Raw genomic sequence first — 20023 nt, 5'->3', positions numbered from 1 at the left:
GGTGTCCTCTGCTTCTTGTGACCTGCTCTTTCCAGTACTACGAACGAACGCGGGCCGATCCGACAACCCACGCGGAGACTGATCGCTTTGGTTGCCGTTGCGGCGGTGCTGGCCGGTTCCGGTGTCTTCGTCGGAGTGCGGCACTTGTTGCTGGCCGGGTCCTTTTGCCCCTTGAGGTTCGACACTGAGAAGGTTCCGCACCTGGCGGACTTCGGTGGCCGTACTGCCGCCTATGCCGGGCCAGGTCCGCACAGCCTCGCCAGCTACAGCGCCGAGGGGCTGACTCCCGCCATCTTCAAGATGGAGGCCGCCAAACCGTCCGCTGAGGGCCTTCCGGATTCCTGGAACGCAAGATACGACGGCGGCGAGCCAGTCGATGTTCAGTTGCTGCTGTGCGCCTACGACAAGCAGTACAGCCGCGATGCGATGAGCGGGGACCATGTGGACAAGGTGAGCGAGGTCCTGGGGCAGTGCGAGGGATATCGGTATCTCAACACCACCGGATATCACGGCTCTTCGATCAGGGTGCCGGTGCGGGCGGCTCCCGTGACCTATCTGCTCTACGAGGCAGCAACCCAGCGCCTGCTGACGAAGTTCACTCTGGTCGCCGAGGACTTCACGCAGGCGGACTGCCCGTACACGGCCCCCTCTGATGAGGAGCCCGTCATCTGGCTCTCCCCGAAATCAGCTGAGGTCGAGGCCGCACTCAAGCCTTTCGTCGAAGTGTCCCGGTAGCGCTGGTACTTGGCGCGTTGCTGCGACATGGAGCCGGGGTCAGCTCGGTTGGGAGAGGCAGAACTCGTTGCCTTCGGGGTCGGTCAGGACGATGTTGCCCGGGTGGCGGGCTTGCACGGTCGCGCCGAGTGCGGTCAGGCGCTGGAGCTCGGACTCCAGGTCGGCAGCCAGCAGGTCCAGGTGTACCCGGTTCTTCCCGCGGGTGGGATCGGGCACAAGCTGGAACCAGAGGCGAGGTCCGCCGGAGGCCGGCTCGACGAGGACGGTGGGGTCGTCCTCGATGTTGGTGATCCCCAAGGAGCGCAGGCGGGCGAGTTCTGCGTCGTCGTACGGGGCTACGGCGTAGCCGTCCAGGGCGGCGGCCCAGAAGTGGGCGGTGGATGCGGGATGGAGGCAGTCGAAGACGATGTCGTGGAGTCGGGCCATCTGTCCATCATGTACACAGCCGGCGGAGGATGTCGCGCAGATCTGCGGCGCCAGCTGATATGGAGTCGCGCGACCGAGCGGGCATGCGTCGGCAGCCGACCAGCCGGTCGCTTTCCTCGACGCGGCGCCGGCCACCTGGTTGCTTGTAGCAACGATCAGCGTGCGGTGGTCGAAGACTACGATCACTGAATGGAAACCGACCGAGTTCGTGTCCAGGGTGAGTCCGGGCCGCCGGTGTTGCTGCTCCCCGGTGGGGCTGAATCGTGTGACGGGTTCTTCCCGGGGTTGCCCGAAGGCCTGGCCGCCGATCCCGGGTGCAGGGTCATCCTGCAGGACCGACCCGGTACAGGTGCCGCCGCGGATGGTTCGCTGGCCGATGCCGCGGCTTACGTCAGTGGGCTGATCGACGAGCTCGGCTGCGGGCCTGTCGTGGTGGTCGGGCAGAGTCTCGGGGGAGCGGTGGCGGTGCTGCTGGCTCGCGAGTATCCCGAGAAGGTCGCCGGTCTGGTGCTGCTCGATCCGACGCCGATCAACGACGTACGGCTGGCTGCGCAGGTCGAGCAGACGATGCGGAGGACTGCTCGGGTCGCGTCGATTCCGGTGCTGGGTGGGCTGGTCAAAGCCGGCCTTCGCGCTTCGGCCGCGAAGATCGTTCGCAGGCAGCAACTCCGGCCGGACTGCGCGGAGGCTCAGGCGAAGATCGGGCAGCTCGACATTCCGCAGTTGGGGCGTGCGGTCGAGGGGCTGACGGAGTTGGCAAAGAGCTTCGAGGAAGTCGAGCTTCCGCGGCTTCCGGCTGTGGTGGTTACGGCGGATCGCAAGCCGGACAACAAGATCCGGCAGGCGCACACCAGACTCGCCGCGGCGCTCGGTGCGCCGATCGTCTGCTGGCCGGGTGCAACCCACAGCGTGCACCTCGACCATCCTGACGAGACCCTCGCCGTCGTCCGCGATCTCGTCAGCAGCATCAAACCCGCACGTTAAGGCAGATCGTCCACGCCCGCGGCGACGGCCTCGTCGTGGCGGCGGCGCGCTGACGGAAGCGCGAGTGCAGCCAGTACTGCGAGTACTGCGACTCCCGCGCAGGCCCAGAAGCCCATCGTGAAAGCCCGGTCGGCCGGCAATCCTCGCGAGGTGCTGTTCGACGAGATGATTGCCGCGATCACCGCAGTACCGATGCTGCTGCCGATGGTTCGTGCGATCGTGTTGACGCCGGACGCCTCGCCGGTCTGCGCGGCGGGGACGCTCTCGATGATCGCGTTCGACATCGCCGCGAAGGCGAAGCCGATCCCCGCGCCGGTCAGTACTCCGGACAGCAGGATCTGCCAGACCGCGCCGTGACCCAGAGCCGGGAGCACGAAGGCGACGACGACCAGCGACGTACCGATGACCATCGGCACCTTGGGGCCGAAGCGGCGGTCCAGTGCGCCGGCCAGTGGGCCGAACAGGACCATCATCACCACGGTCGGCAGCAGGAACAGGCCGGCCTGGGAGACTGATTTGCCGAAGCCGTAGCCCGTCGCGGCGGGGAGCTGCAGCAGCGTTGGGATCAGGACGAACGTGCCGAACATGGCGAAGCCGAGCACCAGCGCGACCATGTCGGTCGCCCAGACACCACGGATCTTCATCAGCCGCATGTCGATCAGCGGCTCCTTGACCCGGAGTTCGACCTGGACGAACACGATCAGTGCCACCACGCCGATGGCGAGCAGGGCAACGGTCTTGGTGTTGCTCCAGCCCCAGGCCTGACCCTTGCTGATCGCCAGCAGTAGCGTGACGAGGCCGATGGACAAGATGCCGGCGCCCAGGACGTCGAGCCGGCCCGGCGTACGGACCGGGGATTCCTTCATCCCGAAGATCGCGCCGAGCAGCGCGATCACCACCAGCACCAGTGGCAGCCAGAACAGCCAGTGCCAGGAGAGGTGCTCGACGATCGGGCCGGCCGCGACGATGCCGATCCCGGCGCCGATCCCGAAGATCGCCGACAGCAGGCCGACGACGACACCGACCCGCTCGCGCGGCAGGGCGTCGCGGACGGCGCCGATCGACAGCGGCAGGATCGCGCCCGCCGCGCCTTGCAGAGCACGCGCGACGATCAGCACGGTCAGGTTCGGGGCCAGCGCGGCCAGCAGGGTGCCGAGGGCCAGCGTCGCCAGTACGCCGATCAGCACCTTGCGCTTGCCGACCATGTCGCCGAGGCGGCCCAGGATCGGGGTCAGCACCGAGGCCGACAGCAGGTACGCCGTGATGATCCAGCTGCTGCTCGCCGTCGAGGCGCCGAGATCACGTCCGATGGTCGCCAGGGCGGGTGCTACCAGGGACTGGAGGACGGCGAAGGCCAGTCCTCCGAGGGACAGGTAGACCACCAGCAGCGAGCTGGAACCAGGCGCGGCGTGCTGTCCGGCTGGTCGGGTGTCCTGGACGGCGTGGCTCATGAGTTCCCCAAGCGATGTAAACAAATGCTGACTTAGCCAGTATTCTCGCTTCCGGAGCTAAGTCAACAGTTGTTTACGTCACAGCGGGACTCAGTAGGCTGGCGGTGACCGGAAGGAAGTTGATGTCGACAAGTTCTCGTCCCCCCACGCCGGTGGCAGCCCGGAGCGCCGACCAGCGACCGCGGAACGCTGCCGACACCCAGCACCGGCTGCTCGACGCGGCCCGGCGGCAGTTCGCCCGCAACGGCTACTCCGGTACGACGGTGCGCGACATCGCCGCCGAGGCGGACGTGAACGTCGCTCTGATCAGCCGCTACTTCCGGTCCAAGGAAGGGCTGTTCGCCGCCTGCCTGACCGGTGCCGTGGACGAGCTCGGCGACACGATCACCGCCGAGGTGTCGCTGGCGGATCTGCCGCTGACGATCGCCCGGCAGCTCGCCGAGTCCGACACCGACGGGCTGCCGACCAGGTTGCTCCTGCTGCTGCGCTCCTCGGGAGACGAGGGGGCCGACCGGATCCGGCTGGACGTTCTGAAGTCGTTCTCGGTCCGCCTGGCTGCGCTGACCGGCGGCGGCGAGGACTCGTTGCTCAACGCTCAGGTGGTGCTGGCGACCAGCCTGGGCATCACTGTGCTCCGGTCTTCAGTCGGCCTCGAGCCACTGGCCTCGGCCGGCGAGCAGGAGCTCGTCGTACCACTCGAAGCGCTGATCGCCGCGCTCCTTCCGCCGGCAAGTGGCCTGTCAAAAGACTCCTGAATTGGATGGTGCGATGACCCGTCGGCCAGGTGAGACTGCTGTCCATGAGTGAGATCGCGAATTCTGGGGCTGTGGTCATCGATCGGGCCGACGGCCGTGACGACGGCGAGGACTGGACCGAGAACTACACCGAGTTGCCTGGTGGGGTGGGCATCTCGCTGATTCTCGAGTCCACCAGTCAAGAAGGGGTCGGGCCGCGGCTGCATCTGCACCACTATCCCGAGACCTTCGTGATCCGGCGCGGGTCGGCGGTGTTCACCGTCGGCGACTCGCAACTGGTGGGCAAGGCGGGGCAGATCATCGTGGTGCCGGCCGAGACGCCGCACAAGTTCCGGACCGGGCCGGACGGCTACGAGGCGCTCCACATTCACGAGAGCTCCAGCTTCGAGACCGTCTGGCTCGAATGAGCGACACGGCTCTGTTTTGACGCGGTGCGCACAGTTGGGCACGCTGTGTGCGGAACACCTCGGACCCGCACCGCCCAGCCGGGTCGAGGTCACTGCCGGAGGTGCCTGTGACGGTTCTTCGTTCGGTTCGAGTGTTCACAGCCGCAGTCCTCGCCGGGATTTCCGGGGTGAGTGTGGCGCAGGCCAGGCCGGCCGCTGATCCGCCGGGTGGGGCGGTGATCATCGTCAGCGTGCCGAACGGCCGGGTGGTCGACCTCGACGGTGGCGGGGTCAACGACGGGCAGGAGATCCAGGAGTGGCCCGGCAACGGGTCGACCGCGCAGCAGTGGCAGGTGGTCCGCGACGGAGCGCAGTACCGGATCAAGTTGAGTGGCAACCAGGCGTGGTGCGTCGGCCGGGACCAGGCCAGAGTGGTACTGCGGAGTTGCTCGAACGCCTTGACTACTTGGGATTTCGAGGATCTCGGCGGGCGGTTCCGGATCAAGGCTCCGGGTGGCGGCTATCTACAGGTCGTCACGACCAGCCCGTCGAACGGCCGCGGACTCGCGATCGCCGCCGGGTCAGGCGCCGCGGCCGAGTGGCTCGTCAACGCGGCCGAGGTCCCGCGCCGCGCGATGCCCGCGGATCCGAGGCTCGACCAGGTCACCTTCCTGACGTCGCACAATGCGATGGCCAATACCGACGAAGGGTTCTGGGGGCGGTTTCCCAATCAGTCGTACCGGTTGAAGGACCAGTTGGCCCAAGGGGTTCGGGGGCTGCAGATCGACGCCTATGCGTCCAACGGTGACGTCAAGATGTGCCACGGCAGTTGCTGGGGCAACGAGCGCACCCTGACGGCCGGGCTGCAGGACACCGTCGACTTCCTCAACGCCAACCGCGAGGCGATCGTGACGGTGTTCATCGAGGACTACACGAGTGTGGAGGAGTTGCGGGCGGCCGTTGCCCGGGTCAACGGGTTCGCCGACCGCGTGTTCAACCCGGCGCAGGCCGGCGTACGGCAGAACGGCTGGCCCAAGGTCTCCGAGTTGATCGCGCAGAACAGGCGACTGCTGGTCTTCTCGCAGCGCTCGGGACGGGATGCGTACGGCGTGATGTTCGACCGCGACTGGACGGCGGAGAACTACTGGTCCCTCGGCTCCGGCGGCGGTGACGTCCAGTGCTACAGCCGCTGGGACGAGGTGCCGCTGGCCAAGGAGGAGCCCGGCTTCCGGCGGCTGCACTCGATGAACCACTACCGCGACGTCCCGTCCGAGGCCTCCGCCGGCACCGACAACGGCAGCAAACTCGCCGATCGCGTACGCCGGGTCTGCGGTCCCGTCGCCGGTCGCAAACCCAACTACGTCGCCCTCGACTTCTACCAGAAGCCCGAAGGCGGCGCGGTCCGCAACCTGATCGCCGACCTCAACACCTATTGGTGATCAACGAGGACGTGATCCGTCCGGATAGCTGGGTACCGTGCTGGACATGGCTATTGGACGATTCCCGAGCTTCGTCATCGACTGTCCCGACCCCTCCACCCTGGCGGCGTTCTACGGTGAACTGCTGGGGTGGGAGGTGAAGGCCTCCGCCGAGTGGGGCGAGGTGCGCGGCGACGGCCAGTGCATCTGCTTCCAGCCGGTCAAGGACTACCGCCCGCCGGCCTGGCCGAGCCAGGACACGCCGCAGCAGATCCACCTCGACGTGATGGTCCCGGACCTCGACGAGGGCGAGGCGGAGGTGCTCGCGATCGGCGCCACCAAACCCGACCACCAGCCCGGTACGTCGTTCCGCGTCTTCCTCGACCCGGCCGGCCACCCGTTCTGCCTCTGCGTCAGCTGAGCACCCGCGTTTCGGCCGCCGGGAGGGTTGACCACCAGCGGCCGTAGCGGGTGTAGACCTCCGGGTCGCGGTCGGCCAGGAGGGCCAGCAGCGCCGATGCCTCGCCGGTCAGGGCTTTCCACACAGCCTTGGGCAGTGGACGGAAGGCGGTGGCTTCGATGCCGTCGGCAACTGGTCGCCAGACGCCGGCGACGTGGCCGTCGACCAGGAGGGTGGGCAGGACGTCGCCGTTGGTGCGGGTGACCACGGACTTGTACTCCGCCGGGACGATTCGGGTGCGGTCGTCGTAGGCGAGCAGGGTGCTGTCCCACATCGCCATCAGCCTTGGTGGCGCAGGCGTGTCCGCGGGCGGCAGAGGCGCGCTCGGTACGTCGTACAGGTCCTTGCCGTCGGGGCCCTCGAAGACTGTCAATTGTGGCCGGAGTGCTTCGACGGCAGCGCGGGTGCGGGTGCGCTGGACGGACGTGAAGTTGGCGATGTCGGCGATCGAGGCGGGGCCGAAGCCGGACAGGTAGCGCAGGACGAGGTCTTGCAGCGCGAGGTCGGACTGCTCGACGGAGTACGGGACGGCGGGCGTCGCGACGTACGCCGGGCGTTGGCCGAAGGACCACGGGCCGCCGGTCGGGGTGTGCAGCATCGGGACGAAGCAGCGCAGGCCCCACCACACGTCCTTGCCGACGACACCGGGATGCGTACTGAGCCAGGTCTCGACCTCGGTGTTGCCGCGGGGCTCCGCGAGGAACTCCAGCAGAGCGGGGACCAACTCATGCACGGCTTCGGGCGGCAGTCCGCCAGAGCGCGCCTGGGTCAGCCGGGAGCGCATCGTCGGCTGCATCGCGAGATGCCAGGGCCCATGATCCTCGGCATGCACCGCGTGCAGGGTGAGCCGCAGCAGCGTGCCCTTCACCACCTCTCCGGCCGAGAACGCCGTGTCCAACTCAGCAGGATCGAAGGACACCAGGCGATTCCACAACGCGATGTACGGCGACGCCGGGTGCTGCGCCTGAATCGCGACGATCCGCCGCGTCCCCTCGGCCGCGCTCAACTCCTGCCGCTCCAGCAGGAACTGCCGAGCCAACGTCGCCCGATTGAGCTCACCAGCACTGAGCTTCGTCATCCCTCAACCTCCTTCGGACCATCCCGGTACTCCGTAGGCCCGGTGATCGTGACCGGAATCGACAAGCTGAACCGCCGGAACCCGTCACGGAGCGCCGTCGCATCCCACGGCGTCTCCGAGTCCGGCGTCTTCCACTCCTTCGTGCTGCCGTCCCGGAGGACGAGCCGGATCTCCTGGGGCTCCCGGTACCTGTCGCTGACGAACTCGTCCGTGGCGAGATCCCAGTCGTAGACCGGCCCGATGACGATCCCGCGGACCTCGTCCCAGGCCACCGTGGTGCTTCCGAGCCGGATCTGCCGACTGTCCACGGCCAGCGCCGGACGGATGATCGACCGAGCTGTGGTCACCAGGCCGAAGGCCCCGAGGGCCAGCAGCAGCAAGGGGCCCACGCCGAACAGCAGGAACACGTACAGCGGTTCCCCGCCTTCGCCGCGCGACAACCGGACGCCGGTGAATCCGAGCCGGCCCGCCAGTGCGATCACCAGTGCGCTGAGCGCGAACCCGCAGGCCTGAGGCGCCAGCCTGACGCGCACCGTCCACTGCTCCGGAACAGAATCGTTCATCCGGTCGCCGGAGGCAGATCTGCCGCGAGGGTCAGCAGGCGATCCAGTACTGCGCTGCCCGAGACGCGGACGCCGTCGTGTTCCCACTCGTTGGTGACCCAGGTCTTGAGGTTGCCGATCCGGGCGGCGGTCTCCAGCGAGAGTCCGGCGTCGACGTACATGTCGTCGTGGTAGACCGCCGCGGCGACCGGGACCTGGTTGGCCTGCAGGCGCGGTACGTCGTATAGGGGTGGCCAGTCGGTCGCGGCTGCGAGCAGATCGGCAGCCTCCTTGAAGGGCCGAAGCAGCGCGATCTCCTCGAGCATCCAGGGGTAGATCATCTCGCCGGTGAACAGCAGTTGCGAGGCATCCCCAGCAAACGCGGCAGGGCGCAGGCGGGAGGCGGACCACTGGGTCGGGCGCGAGTCCTGCGCGTAGGTGGCCTCGTGCAGCACGCTGAAGATCGGGCGGAGGCCGAACGAAGTCTGGGCCAGCACGCCGTGCAGGAACGTGGCGGCCAACTCGTCGCCGTCCCACGCCTCGTCGAGCAGCCAGTGCAGCGTCTCGGCGAAGTCGCCCATGCCGAGACCGAAGCCGAGCGTCTGGAACCGCCGGACGCTCAACGGATCACCGTCGGGCAGCCGTACGTCGTGATCGCGCAGGTGGTCCGCGATCCGGCGTACGCGGCCGACGTCCTCGGGATAGCGCCGGTAGTACGCCTCGACCTTGCCGCGGACACGCGGGTAGGTGCGGCTGTAGACGTCATCTGCGGTCGACTCGATACCAGGCAGGCCGCCGGTGATCAGGCAGGTGCGCAGACCCTCGGGCGCCAGCGACAGGTAGGTCAGCGTGATGAAGCCGCCGTAGCTTTGGCCGAGCGTCGTCCACGGCGTGCCCGGGCTGAGCTGTGCCCTGATGAGCTCCAGGTCCCGCACGATCGAGTCGGCGCGGAAGTGACGCAGGTACGCCGCTAGCTCGGCGGGGGCCAGGCTGTTCGCAGTACGGGCTGTTACTGGCGTACTGCGTCCGGTGCCGCGCTGGTCGAGCAGCAGCACCCGGTAGTCCTGCGTGGCACGGCCAATCCAGCCACTGGCCGCCATTGGCCGGGGCGCGCCGGACCCCGGGCCGCCCTGCAGGTAGACGAGCCAGGGGAGGTCGGCGTCGACCTTGCTCGCGGCGACGGCTTCGCGCGCCAGTACCTCGATGGTCGGGCCGTCCGGCTGCGAGTGATCGAGCGGCACGGTGAACACGTGATCGGTGACGACTAGTCCCGGGAGTCTTGGCACCCGCACATTGTCCACCCCGCGAGAGCTACGGTAGGCGGGTGCGAGTAGCGACTTGGAATGTGAACTCGGTCAAGCAGCGGATGCCCCGGTTGTTGGACTGGCTGGACGAGCGGCAGCCTGATGTCGTCTGTCTGCAGGAGACCAAGCTGGCGGACGATGCGTTCAACAAGCTCCTGGGCGACGAGTTGACGGGGCGTGGGTACGAGAGCGCCGTCTACGGCCAGGCGCAGTGGAACGGTGTCGCGCTGCTGTCCAAGGTGGGGCTGGAGGACGTCGTCACCGGGATCGCGGGCGCGCCCGGATTCCCTGACCCGGAGGCGCGGGCGATCGCCGCGACGTGTGGCGGGGTCAGGATCCACGGGCTCTACGTGCCGAACGGGCGCGAGCCTGACTCCGATCACTACCAGTACAAGTTGGCCTGGTTGGCCGCGCTGACCAAGGTGGTGGCGGCCGGGCCGGAGAACCAGATTGTCTGCGGTGACATGAACATCGCGCCGGCCGATGCCGATCTGTTCGACCCGTCGGCCTTCGTCGGGTCGACCCATGTGACGGTGCCGGAGCGGCAGGCGCTCGCCGACCTGATGGCGACCGGGCTGCACGACGTGGTCCGGGATCGCTGGCCGACCGAGCGGGTCTTCAGCTACTGGGACTACCGGGCCGGCATGTTCCACCAGGACCTCGGCATGCGGATCGACCTGGTGCTGGCCTCCGCACCGGTTGCCGAGCGCGTGCAGGCGGCCTGGATCGACCGGAAGGCACGCAAGGGCACCGGACCGAGTGACCATGCGCCGGTGATCATCGACCTCGACACCGCGCCGGACGGCGATATCGGTCCCGTCGTACCGCCGCCGTCGGCGCCGCGGGGAGCGAAGAAGACCACCAAGCTCCCGCAGAACCGCTAGCTGGATGAGAGGCCTCCGCCTGGCCGCCCTGGTCGGGGCGCTCGTGCTCGTAGCCGCAGGTTGCAATGAGGAAGAGGAAGCCGCGCCGCCGCCGGTGGCGTGGACAAAGGTCACCCTCGCGGCTGAGCCCGTCGTACTGAGCGGGCACGGTGACCAGCTACTCATCGGACTGCGCGACCGCGGCAAGAAGGTTGTGCCCAGACTCCTGCTCCAGCAGGCCGACGGCAGTCAGAGCGAGCTCAAGGTCGAGCCGAAGAGCCCGTACGCGTTCGAGGCGATCTGGCAGTCGATCGCGTACGACGGCCGCCGGTTGCTCGCCCTGGGTGGCGCGTCCGGCGGTGCGCACTCCAACACTCGCTGGACGGTGTGGACCGGCGACGGCAAGACGCTCACGGAGCACCCGCAGGAGTTCAACACCTTCGGCGGTCAGGCTGCCGGAGCCCTGTACTCCGCGATCGTCACCCCGACCGGTCAGGCGCTGGCCGGGTCGTGGGGGAGTGCGCAGACCGGCCTCGACGGTGCGATCTGGTCGCCGCAGGGGAGCACGAAGTGGGTGCGGCAGCCGTCGGTGAAGACGCCGCTGGAGAGCGTCCCGTCACTGCTGCTCAGCCCGGGCTTCGGCACGGCCGCCGGCAACGGGATCGTGCTGGTCGGCTCGCAGGTCCGGCTCGCTCCGAACGTCGTCAAGCAGGAGGCAGCCGTTTGGCGCTCGCGGGATGTCAACCAGGGCTGGAGCCGGATCGCGCTCCCGGAGCTGGGCGATCGCAGTCAGGCCAATGTGGCGACCTGCACCAGCGCGACGACCTGCACGATCTCCGGCTTCGTCGGCAACAAGCTGGCGATCTGGCAGCTCGACGGTGACCAGGCCCAGCGGCTGCCGAACGTGCCGGCGATCGAGGTCGGCGACAAGGACAAGCTCCCGCCGCCGGTCAGCTCGGACGGCCGCCTCTACCAGGTGGTTGCGGAAGGCAACAAGGTGAAGGTGGTCAGCGGGCGGGACGGCAGCTGGACGGTGCGGGAGTCGACCGGACCGGCGGGCGCCGTGACGGCCACCGCGCTGGTCGGCAAGACGCTCTACCTGATCGCCGGCGGGTCGCTGTGGAAGACCACGCTCAGCTGAGCAGACCCCGGAGGTACGCCGCTTGACCGGCGTGCTGGAGATCGTCGGACAGCACGCTGATCAGCCGGACGCCGAGTGTCACCGGCGGGTTCCAGCGCTTGTCGACGACCCGGTCCAGCTCGTCGTCCGTCAGGGTCCGCAGGTATTCGAGACTGCGGGCGTGGACGGCGTCGTAGTACCCGAGGAGTTGCTCGCTGGACAGCTTGACCGCCGCGACGTCATCGGCGGTGTGCCCGTAGCCGGTGTCGGCCGGGTCGAACGGAAGCCCGAGCCGCTCGTGCCAGCCGTCGGCGGTGTAGGTCTGCTCGTAGCCGCCCGCGTCGGCCAGGTGGTCGTCCTGGATGCGCGTGAGGTGCCAGACGAGCCAGGCGATCGAGTTGCCGGACTGCTCCGGCCGGAGGGCGAGTTTCTTCTCGTCGAGATGTTCGACGGTCTCGTGCAGGACCTCCTGGATCCGGCCGAAGGCGTCGAGTAGCAGTTCGCTCGTGTTCATCGATTTCCCTTCGTCACGCGGAGTCTAGTCTGGTCAGGACATAGAGTTTTCTCGAGCGAGGAGTAGTCGTGGAATACCGCACTCTGGGCAGCAGCGGCACGGTCGTGTCGACGTACGCGCTGGGCACGATGACGTTCGGCAACGAGACCGACGAGGCCGGATCGCACGAGCAACTCGACCGCTACCTCGAGGCCGGCGGCAACTTCGTCGACACGGCCGACGTGTACACGGCCGGCGCCTCGGAGAACATCATCGGCGGCTGGCTGGCCAAGTCCGGCAAGCGCGACGACGTCGTTCTGGCGACCAAGGGCCGGTTCCCGATGGGCGACCGGCCGAACGACCTCGGCACCTCGCGGCGGCATCTGCGGCAGGCGCTCGACGCGTCACTGACCCGGCTCAACACGGATCACGTCGACCTGTACCAGCTGCACTCGTGGGACCCGATCACGCCGCTGCAGGAGAGCCTGAGCTTCCTGGAGGACGCAGTACGGGCCGGCAAAATCCTGTACGGCGGACTCTCCAACTTCACCGGTTGGCAGTTGCAGAAGGCCTGCGACCTGATCGACCGGCGTGGCTGGTCGCCTCTGGTCACCCTGCAGCCGCAGTACAACCTGCTGGTGCGGGAGATCGAGTGGGAGATCATCCCCGCCGCCCAGGAGAACGGTCTCGGCCTGCTGCCCTGGTCGCCGCTCGGTGGCGGCTGGCTGACCGGTAAGTACTCCTTCGACGAGGAGCCGACCGGCGACACCCGGCTGGGCGACGACCCGAACCGCGGCGTCGAGTCCTGGCACCGCCGCAGCCAGAACCAGCGCGTCCGCGACGTGGTCGACGCAGTACGGGAGATCGCCGAGGCGCGCGGGATCTCGATGGCTCAGGTCGCTCTCGCTTGGCTGGTCGACCGTCCCGCGATCACCTCGGTGATCCTCGGCGCTCGCACGACCAAGCAGCTCGACGACAACCTCGCCGCTGCCGGTCTCCACCTCACCCCGGAGGAGACGGCTCAGCTGGACGAGGCGAGTGACCCCGGCGCAGCCGACTACCCGTACGGCGGCCCCGGCGTCGACCAGCGCGATCGCCCCATCGCAGGCACCCGCGGCTAGCCACGCAAGCTTGCGGCCGCGGCTACTTGGGCAGCAAGCCTGACCAGACGACACCGAGGGCCAGGCAGGCAAGCGTCAACAGGCCGAAGAAGCCGACCCAAAGGATTGCCGGTACGCCGGTGAGCCGGCGCAGCTGATCCGCGTCGGAGCTCCGGCCGCCTCCGTGGCGTCGCGAGTGCTGCAGCTCAAGCACCGCTCGCGGCGCCGCGAGCAGGAGGAACCAGGTGAGCAGGTGCGCGAAACCGGACTGCACCTGCTCACTGCCCCACCAGGAGACGCCGAAGACGATCGCGCCGAAGGCGAGCACCGACCAGAGGCCGAAGAGGTTGCGGATCTGGAGCAGTAACAGGAGTAGTGCGAGCAGGAGTCCCCAGAGCAGCGCAACGGCGTACCCCTTGCTGAGCGCGAAGGCTGCGGCGATGCCGAAGAGGGCAGGGCCGGGGTAGCCGACCAAGAGCACGGCGATCATGCCGGCGCCGTCCGGCTTGCCGCGGGAGACCGTCACGCCGGAGGTGTCCGAGTGCAGACGGATGCCGGCCAGCTGGCGGCCGACGATCAGCGCGATCAGTCCGTGCGCGCCTTCGTGCGCGATCGTGACGACCTGCCGGGTCTGCCGCCAGACCGGGCGCCACGCGATCAGCAGCAGCGCGGCGATACCGGTCCCGATCACCACTCCGACAGAGGCGTCCGGCTGCACGCTCGTGATGTTGTCCCAGACGTCACCCATCAGCACATCCTTGCAGGCCGGTGGTGAGTCCTGCGCAGCAGCTACGAAGCGTTGACATCACCCGGGCCGGGCAGGACGGTGGAAGGATCGCGGCCCAGGGGAGGGGCTGCCTCGCTTGGGGGAACCATGTCGCAACCACGCAAGACCGTCAGCCGGCCGGCCCGGCGTACGCCGAACACTCAGACAGCCCGGAAGGCAGCGGATGCCGCCGTCGTCCCGCTACCGCAGTTTCTCGCCTCGGCCGGATCGCTGACGCTCGGCCAGCGCAAGCTGCTGATCGACCAGGCATTGCTGATCCTGGAGCAGAACTACGTGCACCTGCAGCTGAAGGTGGCGATGCACGCTGTCAATCCCTTGCAGCGCTTGCGGGTGATGCGCGCAAGAATCGAGCGGCAGACCGCCGAAACGATGGAAGCGGAGTGGGTCTTCCATCGGCAGATGTCGAGCATCTTCCATTCGGTCCGCGATCTGCACACCAACTACCTGCTGCCGGCACCGTTCGCCGGCAAGATCGCCTACCTGCCGTTCATGATCGAGAAATGCCACGACGCGGCCGGTGACCACTACCTGATCACCCGGACCGTCACCGGGTACTCCGCGCCACAGTTCGGCCCCGGCGCCGAGGTGACGCACTGGAACGGTACGCCGATCGCTCGCGCGGTCGCCCTGAACGGGGCCCAGTTCGCCGGCAGCAACGACGCCGCCAACCTGGCCCGCGGGCTGGAGTCGCTGACCCTGCGTCCGTTGGTGATCCAGTCGCCACCGGACGAGGACTGGGTCACCTTGAGCTATCTCGGCCTGGACGGCTCGGCCCAGGAGTTGCGTGAGCAGTGGAAGGTGACCACCAACCTGCCGCCGATGACGGACCTGGACGCGCTCAGCCCGGCCTCGGCGTTGATGGGCCTCGACCTGGACTCCGACGAGAAGGCCCGGGCAAAGAAGGCGCTCTACGTCCGTGAAGTCGTGGACCTGGAGAAGGGCCAGAGCTCGGCCGAGCTGGCCAAACCCCAGGCGGTCGGTGGCAGCGACCTGCCGACCACGATGCCCGGCGTGTTCCGGGCCCGCGAGGTGGTCACCGCGCACGGCACCTTCGGCCAGTTGCGTATCTTCACCTTCAGCGTGACCGACCCGATCGCGTTCCGGGACGAGTTCGTCCGGCTGGCCGCGGCGCTCCCGCAGAACGGCCTGATCGTCGACGTCCGGGACAACGGCGGCGGGCACATCTACGCCAGTGAGTTCACCCTGCAGACGTTGACGCCCCGGCACATCACGCCCGAGCCGGTGCAGTTCATCAGCACGCCGCTCAACCTGCGGATCTGCCGGCGCCACAAGGACAACCCGTCCGGCATCGACCTCGGCCCCTGGTACGAGTCGCTCGACCTGGCCACCGAGACCGGCGCCGCGTACTCCGCCGCGAAGCCGATCACCCCCGAGGACGGCGCCAACGCGATCGGCCAGACGTACTACGGTCCGGTCGTCCTGATCACCGATGCCCGGGTCTACTCGGCGACCGACATCTTCGCGGCCGGGTTCGCCGATCACGAGATCGGCCCGATCCTCGGCGTCGACGACAACACCGGCGCGGGCGGCGCGAACGTCTGGACGCACGCGCTGCTGGCCGGTCTGCTGAACGAGCCGCAGCCACCGGACCCGACCTCGCCGTACGAGGCGTTGCCCAACGGCGCCAACCTGCGGGTCGCGATCCGCCGGACCTTGCGGGTCGGCGAGCTGTCCGGCTCACCGGTCGAGGACCTCGGGGTGCGCCCGGACTCGACCCACCAGATGACCCGCAAGGACCTGCTCGAAGGCAACGCCGATCTCCTCGACGCGGCCGGAGCGCTGCTCGCGGCGATGCCGGTCCGGAAACTCGAGGTCGCCACGGCGCTGGCGAGCGGCACGCTGACCGTCGACCTCGAGACCGTCGGCCTCGACCGGGTCGACCTGTATCTGGACGGCCGCCCGATCAGCTCCGAGGATCTGGCCGGCGCCCCGCTCAGCATCGACATCATCGAGGTCACCGCCGGCCAGCTGCTGCGGGCCGACGGCTACGACAGCGGCAACCTGGTCGCCTCCCGGCGGATCACCGTCTGAGTGCGGTCAGGATCACACCAGAAACGAATGATCGTTCTTGATTTCCTCGCGCCACCGAGCGCAGGGTGGAAACCGGTGAACGATCGTTCGGTTTCTGGGGGTGGGCGGGGTGGCGCAGCTGACTCTGTGTCAACCGGTGGCAGGGCGGCACGCGCTTCCTGACCAGCGGACGCGAGTCAAACGCATCGTGCGCGAGATCGCCTTGCTGGCGGTGCTGTTCGGCGTCTACAACCTCGGCCGGCTGATCTCGGCCGATCATGCCGGGGCGGCCTTCGAGCACGCCGCCGAGCTGAGGAACCTCCAGGGTCGCCTCGGCCTGCCGAGCGAGGCGCAGGTCCAGCAGCTCGCCGTACAGATTCCCGATCTCGCCCGGGCGGCGAACCGGTACTACGCGTCGGTGCACTTCCCGCTGACCGCGATCGTCCTGCTGTGGCTGCTGGTACGCCGCCCGGCGGAGTACGTGAAAGCTCGCTGGGCCTTCGCGTCACTGACCGGGCTGGCGCTGATCGGGCATCTGGTGTTCCCGCTCGCGCCGCCGCGGATGTTCCCGCAGTACGGATGGATCGACACCGCGCAACTGCTCGGGCAGTCGGTCTACGCCGCGAACGCCGACAGCGGGCTGGCGAACCAGTTCGCGGCGATGCCGAGTCTGCACGTCGGCTGGGCGTTCCTGGTCGCGGTGTTCCTGATCCGGACGACCAGATCGCGCTGGCGCTGGCTGTGGATCGCGCATCCGGTCGTCACCTTCGCGGTGGTGGTCGTGACGGCCAACCACTACTGGCTCGACGGGCTGATCGCGATCGGGCTGGCGATCCCGTTGGTGCTGATCTTCGACAGCCGGCGGGTGAGCCGGGACAGCCCACCCGCCGGTGCCGAACAGTGGCCGACCGATCAGTGGTCGGCCGGGGGAGGTGCGGTGGCGGCCAGCTCCTCGTCGGCGCGAACCAGGTAGGGCTCGCGACCGAGCACCAGCCGGGCCGCGGCCGCGCCGATGTCGAAGTACAGACCGACCAGTTCGAGTCGGCCGGCTTCCTCGGCCTTGCGGACGCAGGCGAAGCTGCGCAGGTTCTCCAGCTGGACCGCCACGTTGGTGACGGACAGCTTGTCGGCGGCCGAGAGCTTGATCCCGGTCACCGGGTCGATGATGTCGGGCAGCTCGGCGGACCGGCGTACGGAGACTTCGAGGTGTTTCAGCCAGGTCCGCAAGGCGGAACCGTCCTGACCGGACGCATCCAGCGCCGCGGCGGCCGCGCCGCAGTGCGAGTGACCGCAGACCACGATCGACGAGACGCCCAGGACGTCGACGGCGTACTCGACCGCCGCGTCGACAGAGTTGCTGTTCGACCCGGACGGCGGAACGAGGTTGCCCACGTTGCGGACGCAGAACTGGTCGCCCGGTCCGGTGGTGGTGATCATGTTCGGCACGATCCGCGAGTCGGCACAGGTGATGAACAGCTGCTCCGGCTTCTGGCCGTCGGCCGCCAGCCGCGCCATCATCGGCCGGATCGGGTCGGCCGACGCCTCGAACTCGCGGATCCCGTCGAGCATCGCGGCGCGCTGGTCGAGCTCCGGCACCACCTGGCGTTGCTGCCAGGGGATGATCCGGCGCTCGGTGTCGTGGCGGAGCGCGGCCCGGAAGGCCGCCCGGTTCAGCACGACCGAGCCGCCGCGCGCGAGATGCCCGCGCCGCCAGTCCTCGATCGCCTCGTACGCCGCGTGGTCCAGGTGGTCGACCTGGAGATCCACCCGGACCGAGGCGCCGACCGGAATCGTGCGCAGGGCGCGGACAAGGGAGGCCACCCCGAGGAAGACCAGCGTCCCGCTGATCCGGACGATCCACTCGCCGCCCTCCTCGGTCACCGTGACCGTTGCCCTCGCCAACCGGTAGAGCACCCGGGCGAGCGCGAGGACGAGCCCGGCGAGCACTCCCTCGGCCAGTCCCAGGACGGCGACGCCGGCCGCGGTGACGACGTACACGATGAGTTCGTCGTGGCGTCTGAGGGTGCGGATGTGGGCCAGCTGGACCAGCCGCAGGCCGGTGACCAGCAGGACGCCGGCCAGCGCGGCCATCGGGATCAGCTCGAGCATCGCGCCCGCGGCGAGCACGAAGACCGCGATCCAGACGCCGTGCAGGATCGCCGAGGCCCGGGTGCGGGCGCCCGCGGCGACGTTGGTGGAGCTGCGGACGATCACCCCGGTGACGGGCATGCCGCCGAGGGCGCCGGAGATCGCGTTGGCGGCGCCCTGGCCGATCAGCTCGCGATCGAGGTTGCTGCGTTTGCCGCGGTGCAGTTTGTCCACGGCAACGGCCGAGAGCAGGGACTCCACACTGGCGACCAGAGCCACGGTCAGGACAGCCGTCGCGATCGCGAGCGGGCCGCCGTCCGGCAGGGTGGGCGGGATGAGCTCCTTCAGGGGCTGGTCCGGCAGGTTGACCCGGGTGACGTCGACCATGAAGAAGGACGCCAGCGCGGTGACCGCGACCACGGCGACCAGCGGCGCGGGAACGATGCTGACCCGGGGCAGCCGGGGCCAGACGAGCAGGATCACCACGGTCAGGATCCCGACCAGGACGGACCACGGATGATGGGCCATCAGTTGCTCGGGAAGCCCGGCCACATTGGCGATCAGGGAGCTTTGGGCCTGTCCGCCGAGCACCACGTGCAACTGCTGGACGGCGATGGTGACGCCGATTCCGGCCAGCATGCCGTGCACGACGGCGGGGGAGAGGGATAGCGCGAGCCTGCCGATGCGGGTGACGCCCAGCAGGATCTGGAGCAGGCCGGCCGCGCAGGTGATCCCTGCAGTGGCGGCCCAGCCGAACTGCGCGGCCAGACCGGCCACGACGACCGTGAGGCCGGCGGCGGGACCGCTGACCTGCAAGGGGGAGCCGCCGAGTGCTCCGGCGACGATGCCACCGACGACGGCGGCGACGAGCCCGGCGATCAGCGGGGCTCCGGATGCGGCGGCGATCCCCAGTGACAAAGGGATCGCGATCAGGAAGACGACCAGCGAGGCCGGTACGTCATGGCGGACGATGGACCTCCACGAACTGCGCTGCTGCGCAGGCTCGGGTGAGGGCGGTGAGTGGTTGTGCGACATGCTCGGCACGGGTCCTCCGGCGTTGGGTGCTGACAGCAACAGAACGTCGAAACAAAGAGTGTCGATCTGATTACTGATAGTACCGGCCGGATCAAGCCCGGACGACCGGTAATTCCAATTCGTTGTGCTCGGCACCGAATAGGGTGGGGTCCGGCGCAAGGACCAGGACCGATCCGGAGGACGAACGACGTGGACCTGCACATTTCCGGCCAGACCGCGGTGGTGACCGGGGCGAGCAAAGGGATCGGGCTGGCCTGTGCCGAGGCACTCGCCGGGGAGGGCGTGCGGGTGATCGGTATCAGCCGGGACGCCGGCAATCTCGCCGCCGCCCAGCAGCAGCTGGCAGGCAAGGGGCTGAGCCTCGAGGTCGAGGCGGTCGACCTGACCGATCCGGAGGCGTCGGCCGCGGTGTTCGAGCGGCTCGGGGTGCCCGACATCCTGATCAACTGCGCCGGCGCGGCCCGGCAACTGCCGCCGGCTGAGCTGGACAGCAAGACGCTGCATGCGGCGATGGAGGCGAAGTACTTCACCTACATGCACGCGACCGAGGCAGTCGTCCGCGGGATGGCCGAGCGGGGCAGCGGCGCGATCGTGAACGTCGTCGGCCAGGGCGGCCGGGCGGCGAACCCGCTGCACATCGGCGGTGGCGCGGCCAACGCGGCGCTGATGCTCGCCTCCGTCGGTTACGCCAAGGCGTACGCCGATCGCGGTGTCCGGGTCAACGTGATCAACCCCGGGCTGACCCGCACCGGCCGCGTCGACGACCGGCTCGAGGCCGCCGTCCGCGCGACCGGGCGGCCGAAGGACGAGCTGGCCGCCGAGCTGGTGGCCGGCATCCCGATGGGCCGCGGCGGCGAGCCGAGGGAAGTCGCCGATGTGGCGGTCTTCCTCGCCTCGCCGCGCGCCAGCTACGTCACCGGCGCCATCATCACGATGGACGGCGGCGTCACCTCGTCGATCTGATCGG

20 protein-coding genes are annotated in these 20023 nt (G+C 68.7%); 12 read left to right on the top strand and 8 right to left on the bottom strand.

Translation table 11 applies throughout. The features are described from left to right. Positions 1-87: 87 nt before the first annotated feature. Positions 88-735, top strand: a complete 648-nt coding sequence (locus tag AB0P21_RS07585) for a hypothetical protein (protein WP_363694618.1) — start codon at positions 88-90, stop codon at positions 733-735. 39 nt (positions 736-774) lie between these two features. On the opposite strand, the gene AB0P21_RS07580 is transcribed toward AB0P21_RS07585, so the two are convergent. Then, positions 775-1161 carry a VOC family protein gene (locus AB0P21_RS07580; protein WP_363694617.1) on the bottom strand — a complete coding sequence of 129 codons (387 nt, stop codon included), beginning with the start codon at positions 1159-1161 and terminating at the stop codon, positions 775-777. A 189-nt stretch (positions 1162-1350) separates the two neighbouring features. Between AB0P21_RS07580 and AB0P21_RS07575 the strand changes: the two genes are divergently transcribed. Beyond that, the gene (locus AB0P21_RS07575; RefSeq protein ID WP_363694616.1) at positions 1351-2145 is read left to right on the top strand and encodes an alpha/beta hydrolase; all 795 of its coding nucleotides are present in this window, start codon (positions 1351-1353) and stop codon (positions 2143-2145) included. Here AB0P21_RS07575 and AB0P21_RS07570 read toward each other — a convergent pair. Then, the gene (locus tag AB0P21_RS07570; protein ID WP_363694615.1) at positions 2142-3596 is read right to left on the bottom strand and encodes an MFS transporter; all 1455 of its coding nucleotides are present in this window, start codon (positions 3594-3596) and stop codon (positions 2142-2144) included. The two genes, AB0P21_RS07575 and AB0P21_RS07570, sit on opposite strands and share 4 nt — an antisense overlap. Positions 3597-3718: 122 nt before the next feature. Here AB0P21_RS07570 and AB0P21_RS07565 point away from each other — a divergent pair, with 122 nt between their 5' ends. The 4 genes from AB0P21_RS07565 to AB0P21_RS07550 all read left to right on the top strand — a co-directional run bounded on the left by AB0P21_RS07565 (position 3719) and on the right by AB0P21_RS07550 (position 6576). Then, positions 3719-4351 carry a TetR family transcriptional regulator gene (locus AB0P21_RS07565; protein WP_363694613.1) on the top strand — a complete coding sequence of 211 codons (633 nt, stop codon included), beginning with the start codon at positions 3719-3721 and terminating at the stop codon, positions 4349-4351. Positions 4352-4395: 44 nt separating this feature from the next. Further along, positions 4396-4758, top strand: a complete 363-nt coding sequence (locus AB0P21_RS07560; protein WP_363694611.1) for a cupin domain-containing protein — start codon at positions 4396-4398, stop codon at positions 4756-4758. A 167-nt stretch (positions 4759-4925) separates the two neighbouring features. Further along, positions 4926-6176: an RICIN domain-containing protein gene (locus AB0P21_RS07555; protein ID WP_363694609.1), complete on the top strand. Its 1251-nt coding sequence runs from the start codon at positions 4926-4928 to the stop codon at positions 6174-6176. Between the two features lie 46 nt (positions 6177-6222). Then, positions 6223-6576, top strand: a complete 354-nt coding sequence (locus AB0P21_RS07550; protein WP_363694607.1) for a VOC family protein — start codon at positions 6223-6225, stop codon at positions 6574-6576. Here AB0P21_RS07550 and AB0P21_RS07545 read toward each other — a convergent pair. Genes AB0P21_RS07545 through AB0P21_RS07535 form a run of 3 tightly spaced genes read right to left on the bottom strand, consistent with a single transcriptional unit; the run spans position 6569 to position 9521 of the window. Beyond that, the gene (locus AB0P21_RS07545) at positions 6569-7693 is read right to left on the bottom strand and encodes a winged helix DNA-binding domain-containing protein (RefSeq protein ID WP_363694606.1); all 1125 of its coding nucleotides are present in this window, start codon (positions 7691-7693) and stop codon (positions 6569-6571) included. The genes AB0P21_RS07550 and AB0P21_RS07545 overlap by 8 nt on opposite strands. After that, positions 7690-8256: a hypothetical protein gene (locus AB0P21_RS07540; RefSeq protein WP_363694605.1), complete on the bottom strand. Its 567-nt coding sequence runs from the start codon at positions 8254-8256 to the stop codon at positions 7690-7692. The genes AB0P21_RS07545 and AB0P21_RS07540 overlap by 4 nt, the downstream gene beginning before the upstream one ends. Continuing rightward, positions 8253-9521, bottom strand: a complete 1269-nt coding sequence (locus tag AB0P21_RS07535) for an alpha/beta fold hydrolase (protein ID WP_363694603.1) — start codon at positions 9519-9521, stop codon at positions 8253-8255. Before AB0P21_RS07535 ends, AB0P21_RS07540 begins: the two co-directional genes overlap by 4 nt. A 38-nt stretch (positions 9522-9559) precedes the next feature. Here AB0P21_RS07535 and AB0P21_RS07530 point away from each other — a divergent pair, with 38 nt between their 5' ends. Beyond that, positions 9560-10423, top strand: coding sequence for an exodeoxyribonuclease III (locus tag AB0P21_RS07530; RefSeq protein ID WP_363694601.1), 864 nt, complete (start codon positions 9560-9562; stop codon positions 10421-10423). A gap of 4 nt (positions 10424-10427) precedes the next feature. Then, complete coding sequence (locus AB0P21_RS07525) at positions 10428-11543, top strand: hypothetical protein (RefSeq protein ID WP_363694600.1); 1116 nt, start codon at positions 10428-10430, stop codon at positions 11541-11543. On the opposite strand, the gene AB0P21_RS07520 is transcribed toward AB0P21_RS07525, so the two are convergent. Continuing rightward, complete coding sequence (locus AB0P21_RS07520) at positions 11536-12036, bottom strand: DUF664 domain-containing protein (protein WP_363694598.1); 501 nt, start codon at positions 12034-12036, stop codon at positions 11536-11538. The two genes, AB0P21_RS07525 and AB0P21_RS07520, sit on opposite strands and share 8 nt — an antisense overlap. A 68-nt stretch (positions 12037-12104) precedes the next feature. Here AB0P21_RS07520 and AB0P21_RS07515 point away from each other — a divergent pair, with 68 nt between their 5' ends. Then, positions 12105-13136, top strand: a complete 1032-nt coding sequence (locus tag AB0P21_RS07515) for an aldo/keto reductase (RefSeq protein ID WP_363694597.1) — start codon at positions 12105-12107, stop codon at positions 13134-13136. Positions 13137-13158: 22 nt separating this feature from the next. Here the strand turns inward: AB0P21_RS07515 and AB0P21_RS07510 are convergent, their stop codons facing one another. Continuing rightward, positions 13159-13863, bottom strand: a complete 705-nt coding sequence (locus tag AB0P21_RS07510) for a M50 family metallopeptidase (RefSeq protein ID WP_363694595.1) — start codon at positions 13861-13863, stop codon at positions 13159-13161. Positions 13864-13989: 126 nt separating this feature from the next. On the opposite strand from AB0P21_RS07510, the gene AB0P21_RS07505 reads away from it, so the two are divergent. Both AB0P21_RS07505 and AB0P21_RS07500 read left to right on the top strand, forming a co-directional pair. Continuing rightward, positions 13990-15954, top strand: a complete 1965-nt coding sequence (locus AB0P21_RS07505; RefSeq protein WP_363694593.1) for a S41 family peptidase — start codon at positions 13990-13992, stop codon at positions 15952-15954. Positions 15955-16063: 109 nt separating this feature from the next. Continuing rightward, complete coding sequence (locus AB0P21_RS07500) at positions 16064-16906, top strand: phosphatase PAP2 family protein (RefSeq protein ID WP_363694592.1); 843 nt, start codon at positions 16064-16066, stop codon at positions 16904-16906. Here the strand turns inward: AB0P21_RS07500 and AB0P21_RS07495 are convergent. After that, positions 16846-19056 carry a bifunctional SulP family inorganic anion transporter/carbonic anhydrase gene (locus tag AB0P21_RS07495; protein WP_363694591.1) on the bottom strand — a complete coding sequence of 737 codons (2211 nt, stop codon included), beginning with the start codon at positions 19054-19056 and terminating at the stop codon, positions 16846-16848. The genes AB0P21_RS07500 and AB0P21_RS07495 overlap by 61 nt on opposite strands. A 189-nt stretch (positions 19057-19245) precedes the next feature. Here AB0P21_RS07495 and AB0P21_RS07490 point away from each other — a divergent pair, with 189 nt between their 5' ends. Beyond that, a complete protein-coding gene (locus AB0P21_RS07490) occupies positions 19246-20019 on the top strand; it encodes an SDR family oxidoreductase (protein ID WP_363694590.1) in 774 nt (257 codons plus the stop codon). Positions 20020-20023: the final 4 nt, after the last annotated feature.

It is taken from the genome of Kribbella sp. NPDC056861, assembly GCF_040687575.1.
Taxonomy (GTDB): Bacteria; Actinomycetota; Actinomycetes; order Propionibacteriales; family Kribbellaceae; genus Kribbella.
This window is presented reverse-complemented; position numbering and strand designations above follow the sequence as displayed.

Bases quoted from the DNA above. Each gene is read 5' to 3' on its own strand.
- AB0P21_RS07580 (WP_363694617.1), bottom strand. From the start codon at position 1,161: ATGGCCCGACTCCACGACATCGTCTTCGACTGCCTCCATCCCGCATCC.
- AB0P21_RS07575 (WP_363694616.1), top strand. From the start codon at position 1,351: ATGGAAACCGACCGAGTTCGTGTCCAGGGTGAGTCCGGGCCGCCGGTG.
- AB0P21_RS07570 (WP_363694615.1), bottom strand. From the start codon at position 3,596: ATGAGCCACGCCGTCCAGGACACCCGACCAGCCGGACAGCACGCCGCG.
- AB0P21_RS07565 (WP_363694613.1), top strand. From the start codon at position 3,719: ATGTCGACAAGTTCTCGTCCCCCCACGCCGGTGGCAGCCCGGAGCGCC.
- AB0P21_RS07560 (WP_363694611.1), top strand. From the start codon at position 4,396: ATGAGTGAGATCGCGAATTCTGGGGCTGTGGTCATCGATCGGGCCGAC.
- AB0P21_RS07550 (WP_363694607.1), top strand. From the start codon at position 6,223: ATGGCTATTGGACGATTCCCGAGCTTCGTCATCGACTGTCCCGACCCC.
- AB0P21_RS07545 (WP_363694606.1), bottom strand. From the start codon at position 7,693: ATGACGAAGCTCAGTGCTGGTGAGCTCAATCGGGCGACGTTGGCTCGG.
- AB0P21_RS07540 (WP_363694605.1), bottom strand. From the start codon at position 8,256: ATGAACGATTCTGTTCCGGAGCAGTGGACGGTGCGCGTCAGGCTGGCG.
- AB0P21_RS07525 (WP_363694600.1), top strand. From the start codon at position 10,428: ATGAGAGGCCTCCGCCTGGCCGCCCTGGTCGGGGCGCTCGTGCTCGTA.
- AB0P21_RS07520 (WP_363694598.1), bottom strand. From the start codon at position 12,036: ATGAACACGAGCGAACTGCTACTCGACGCCTTCGGCCGGATCCAGGAG.
- AB0P21_RS07510 (WP_363694595.1), bottom strand. From the start codon at position 13,863: ATGGGTGACGTCTGGGACAACATCACGAGCGTGCAGCCGGACGCCTCT.
- AB0P21_RS07505 (WP_363694593.1), top strand. From the start codon at position 13,990: ATGTCGCAACCACGCAAGACCGTCAGCCGGCCGGCCCGGCGTACGCCG.
- AB0P21_RS07495 (WP_363694591.1), bottom strand. From the start codon at position 19,056: ATGTCGCACAACCACTCACCGCCCTCACCCGAGCCTGCGCAGCAGCGC.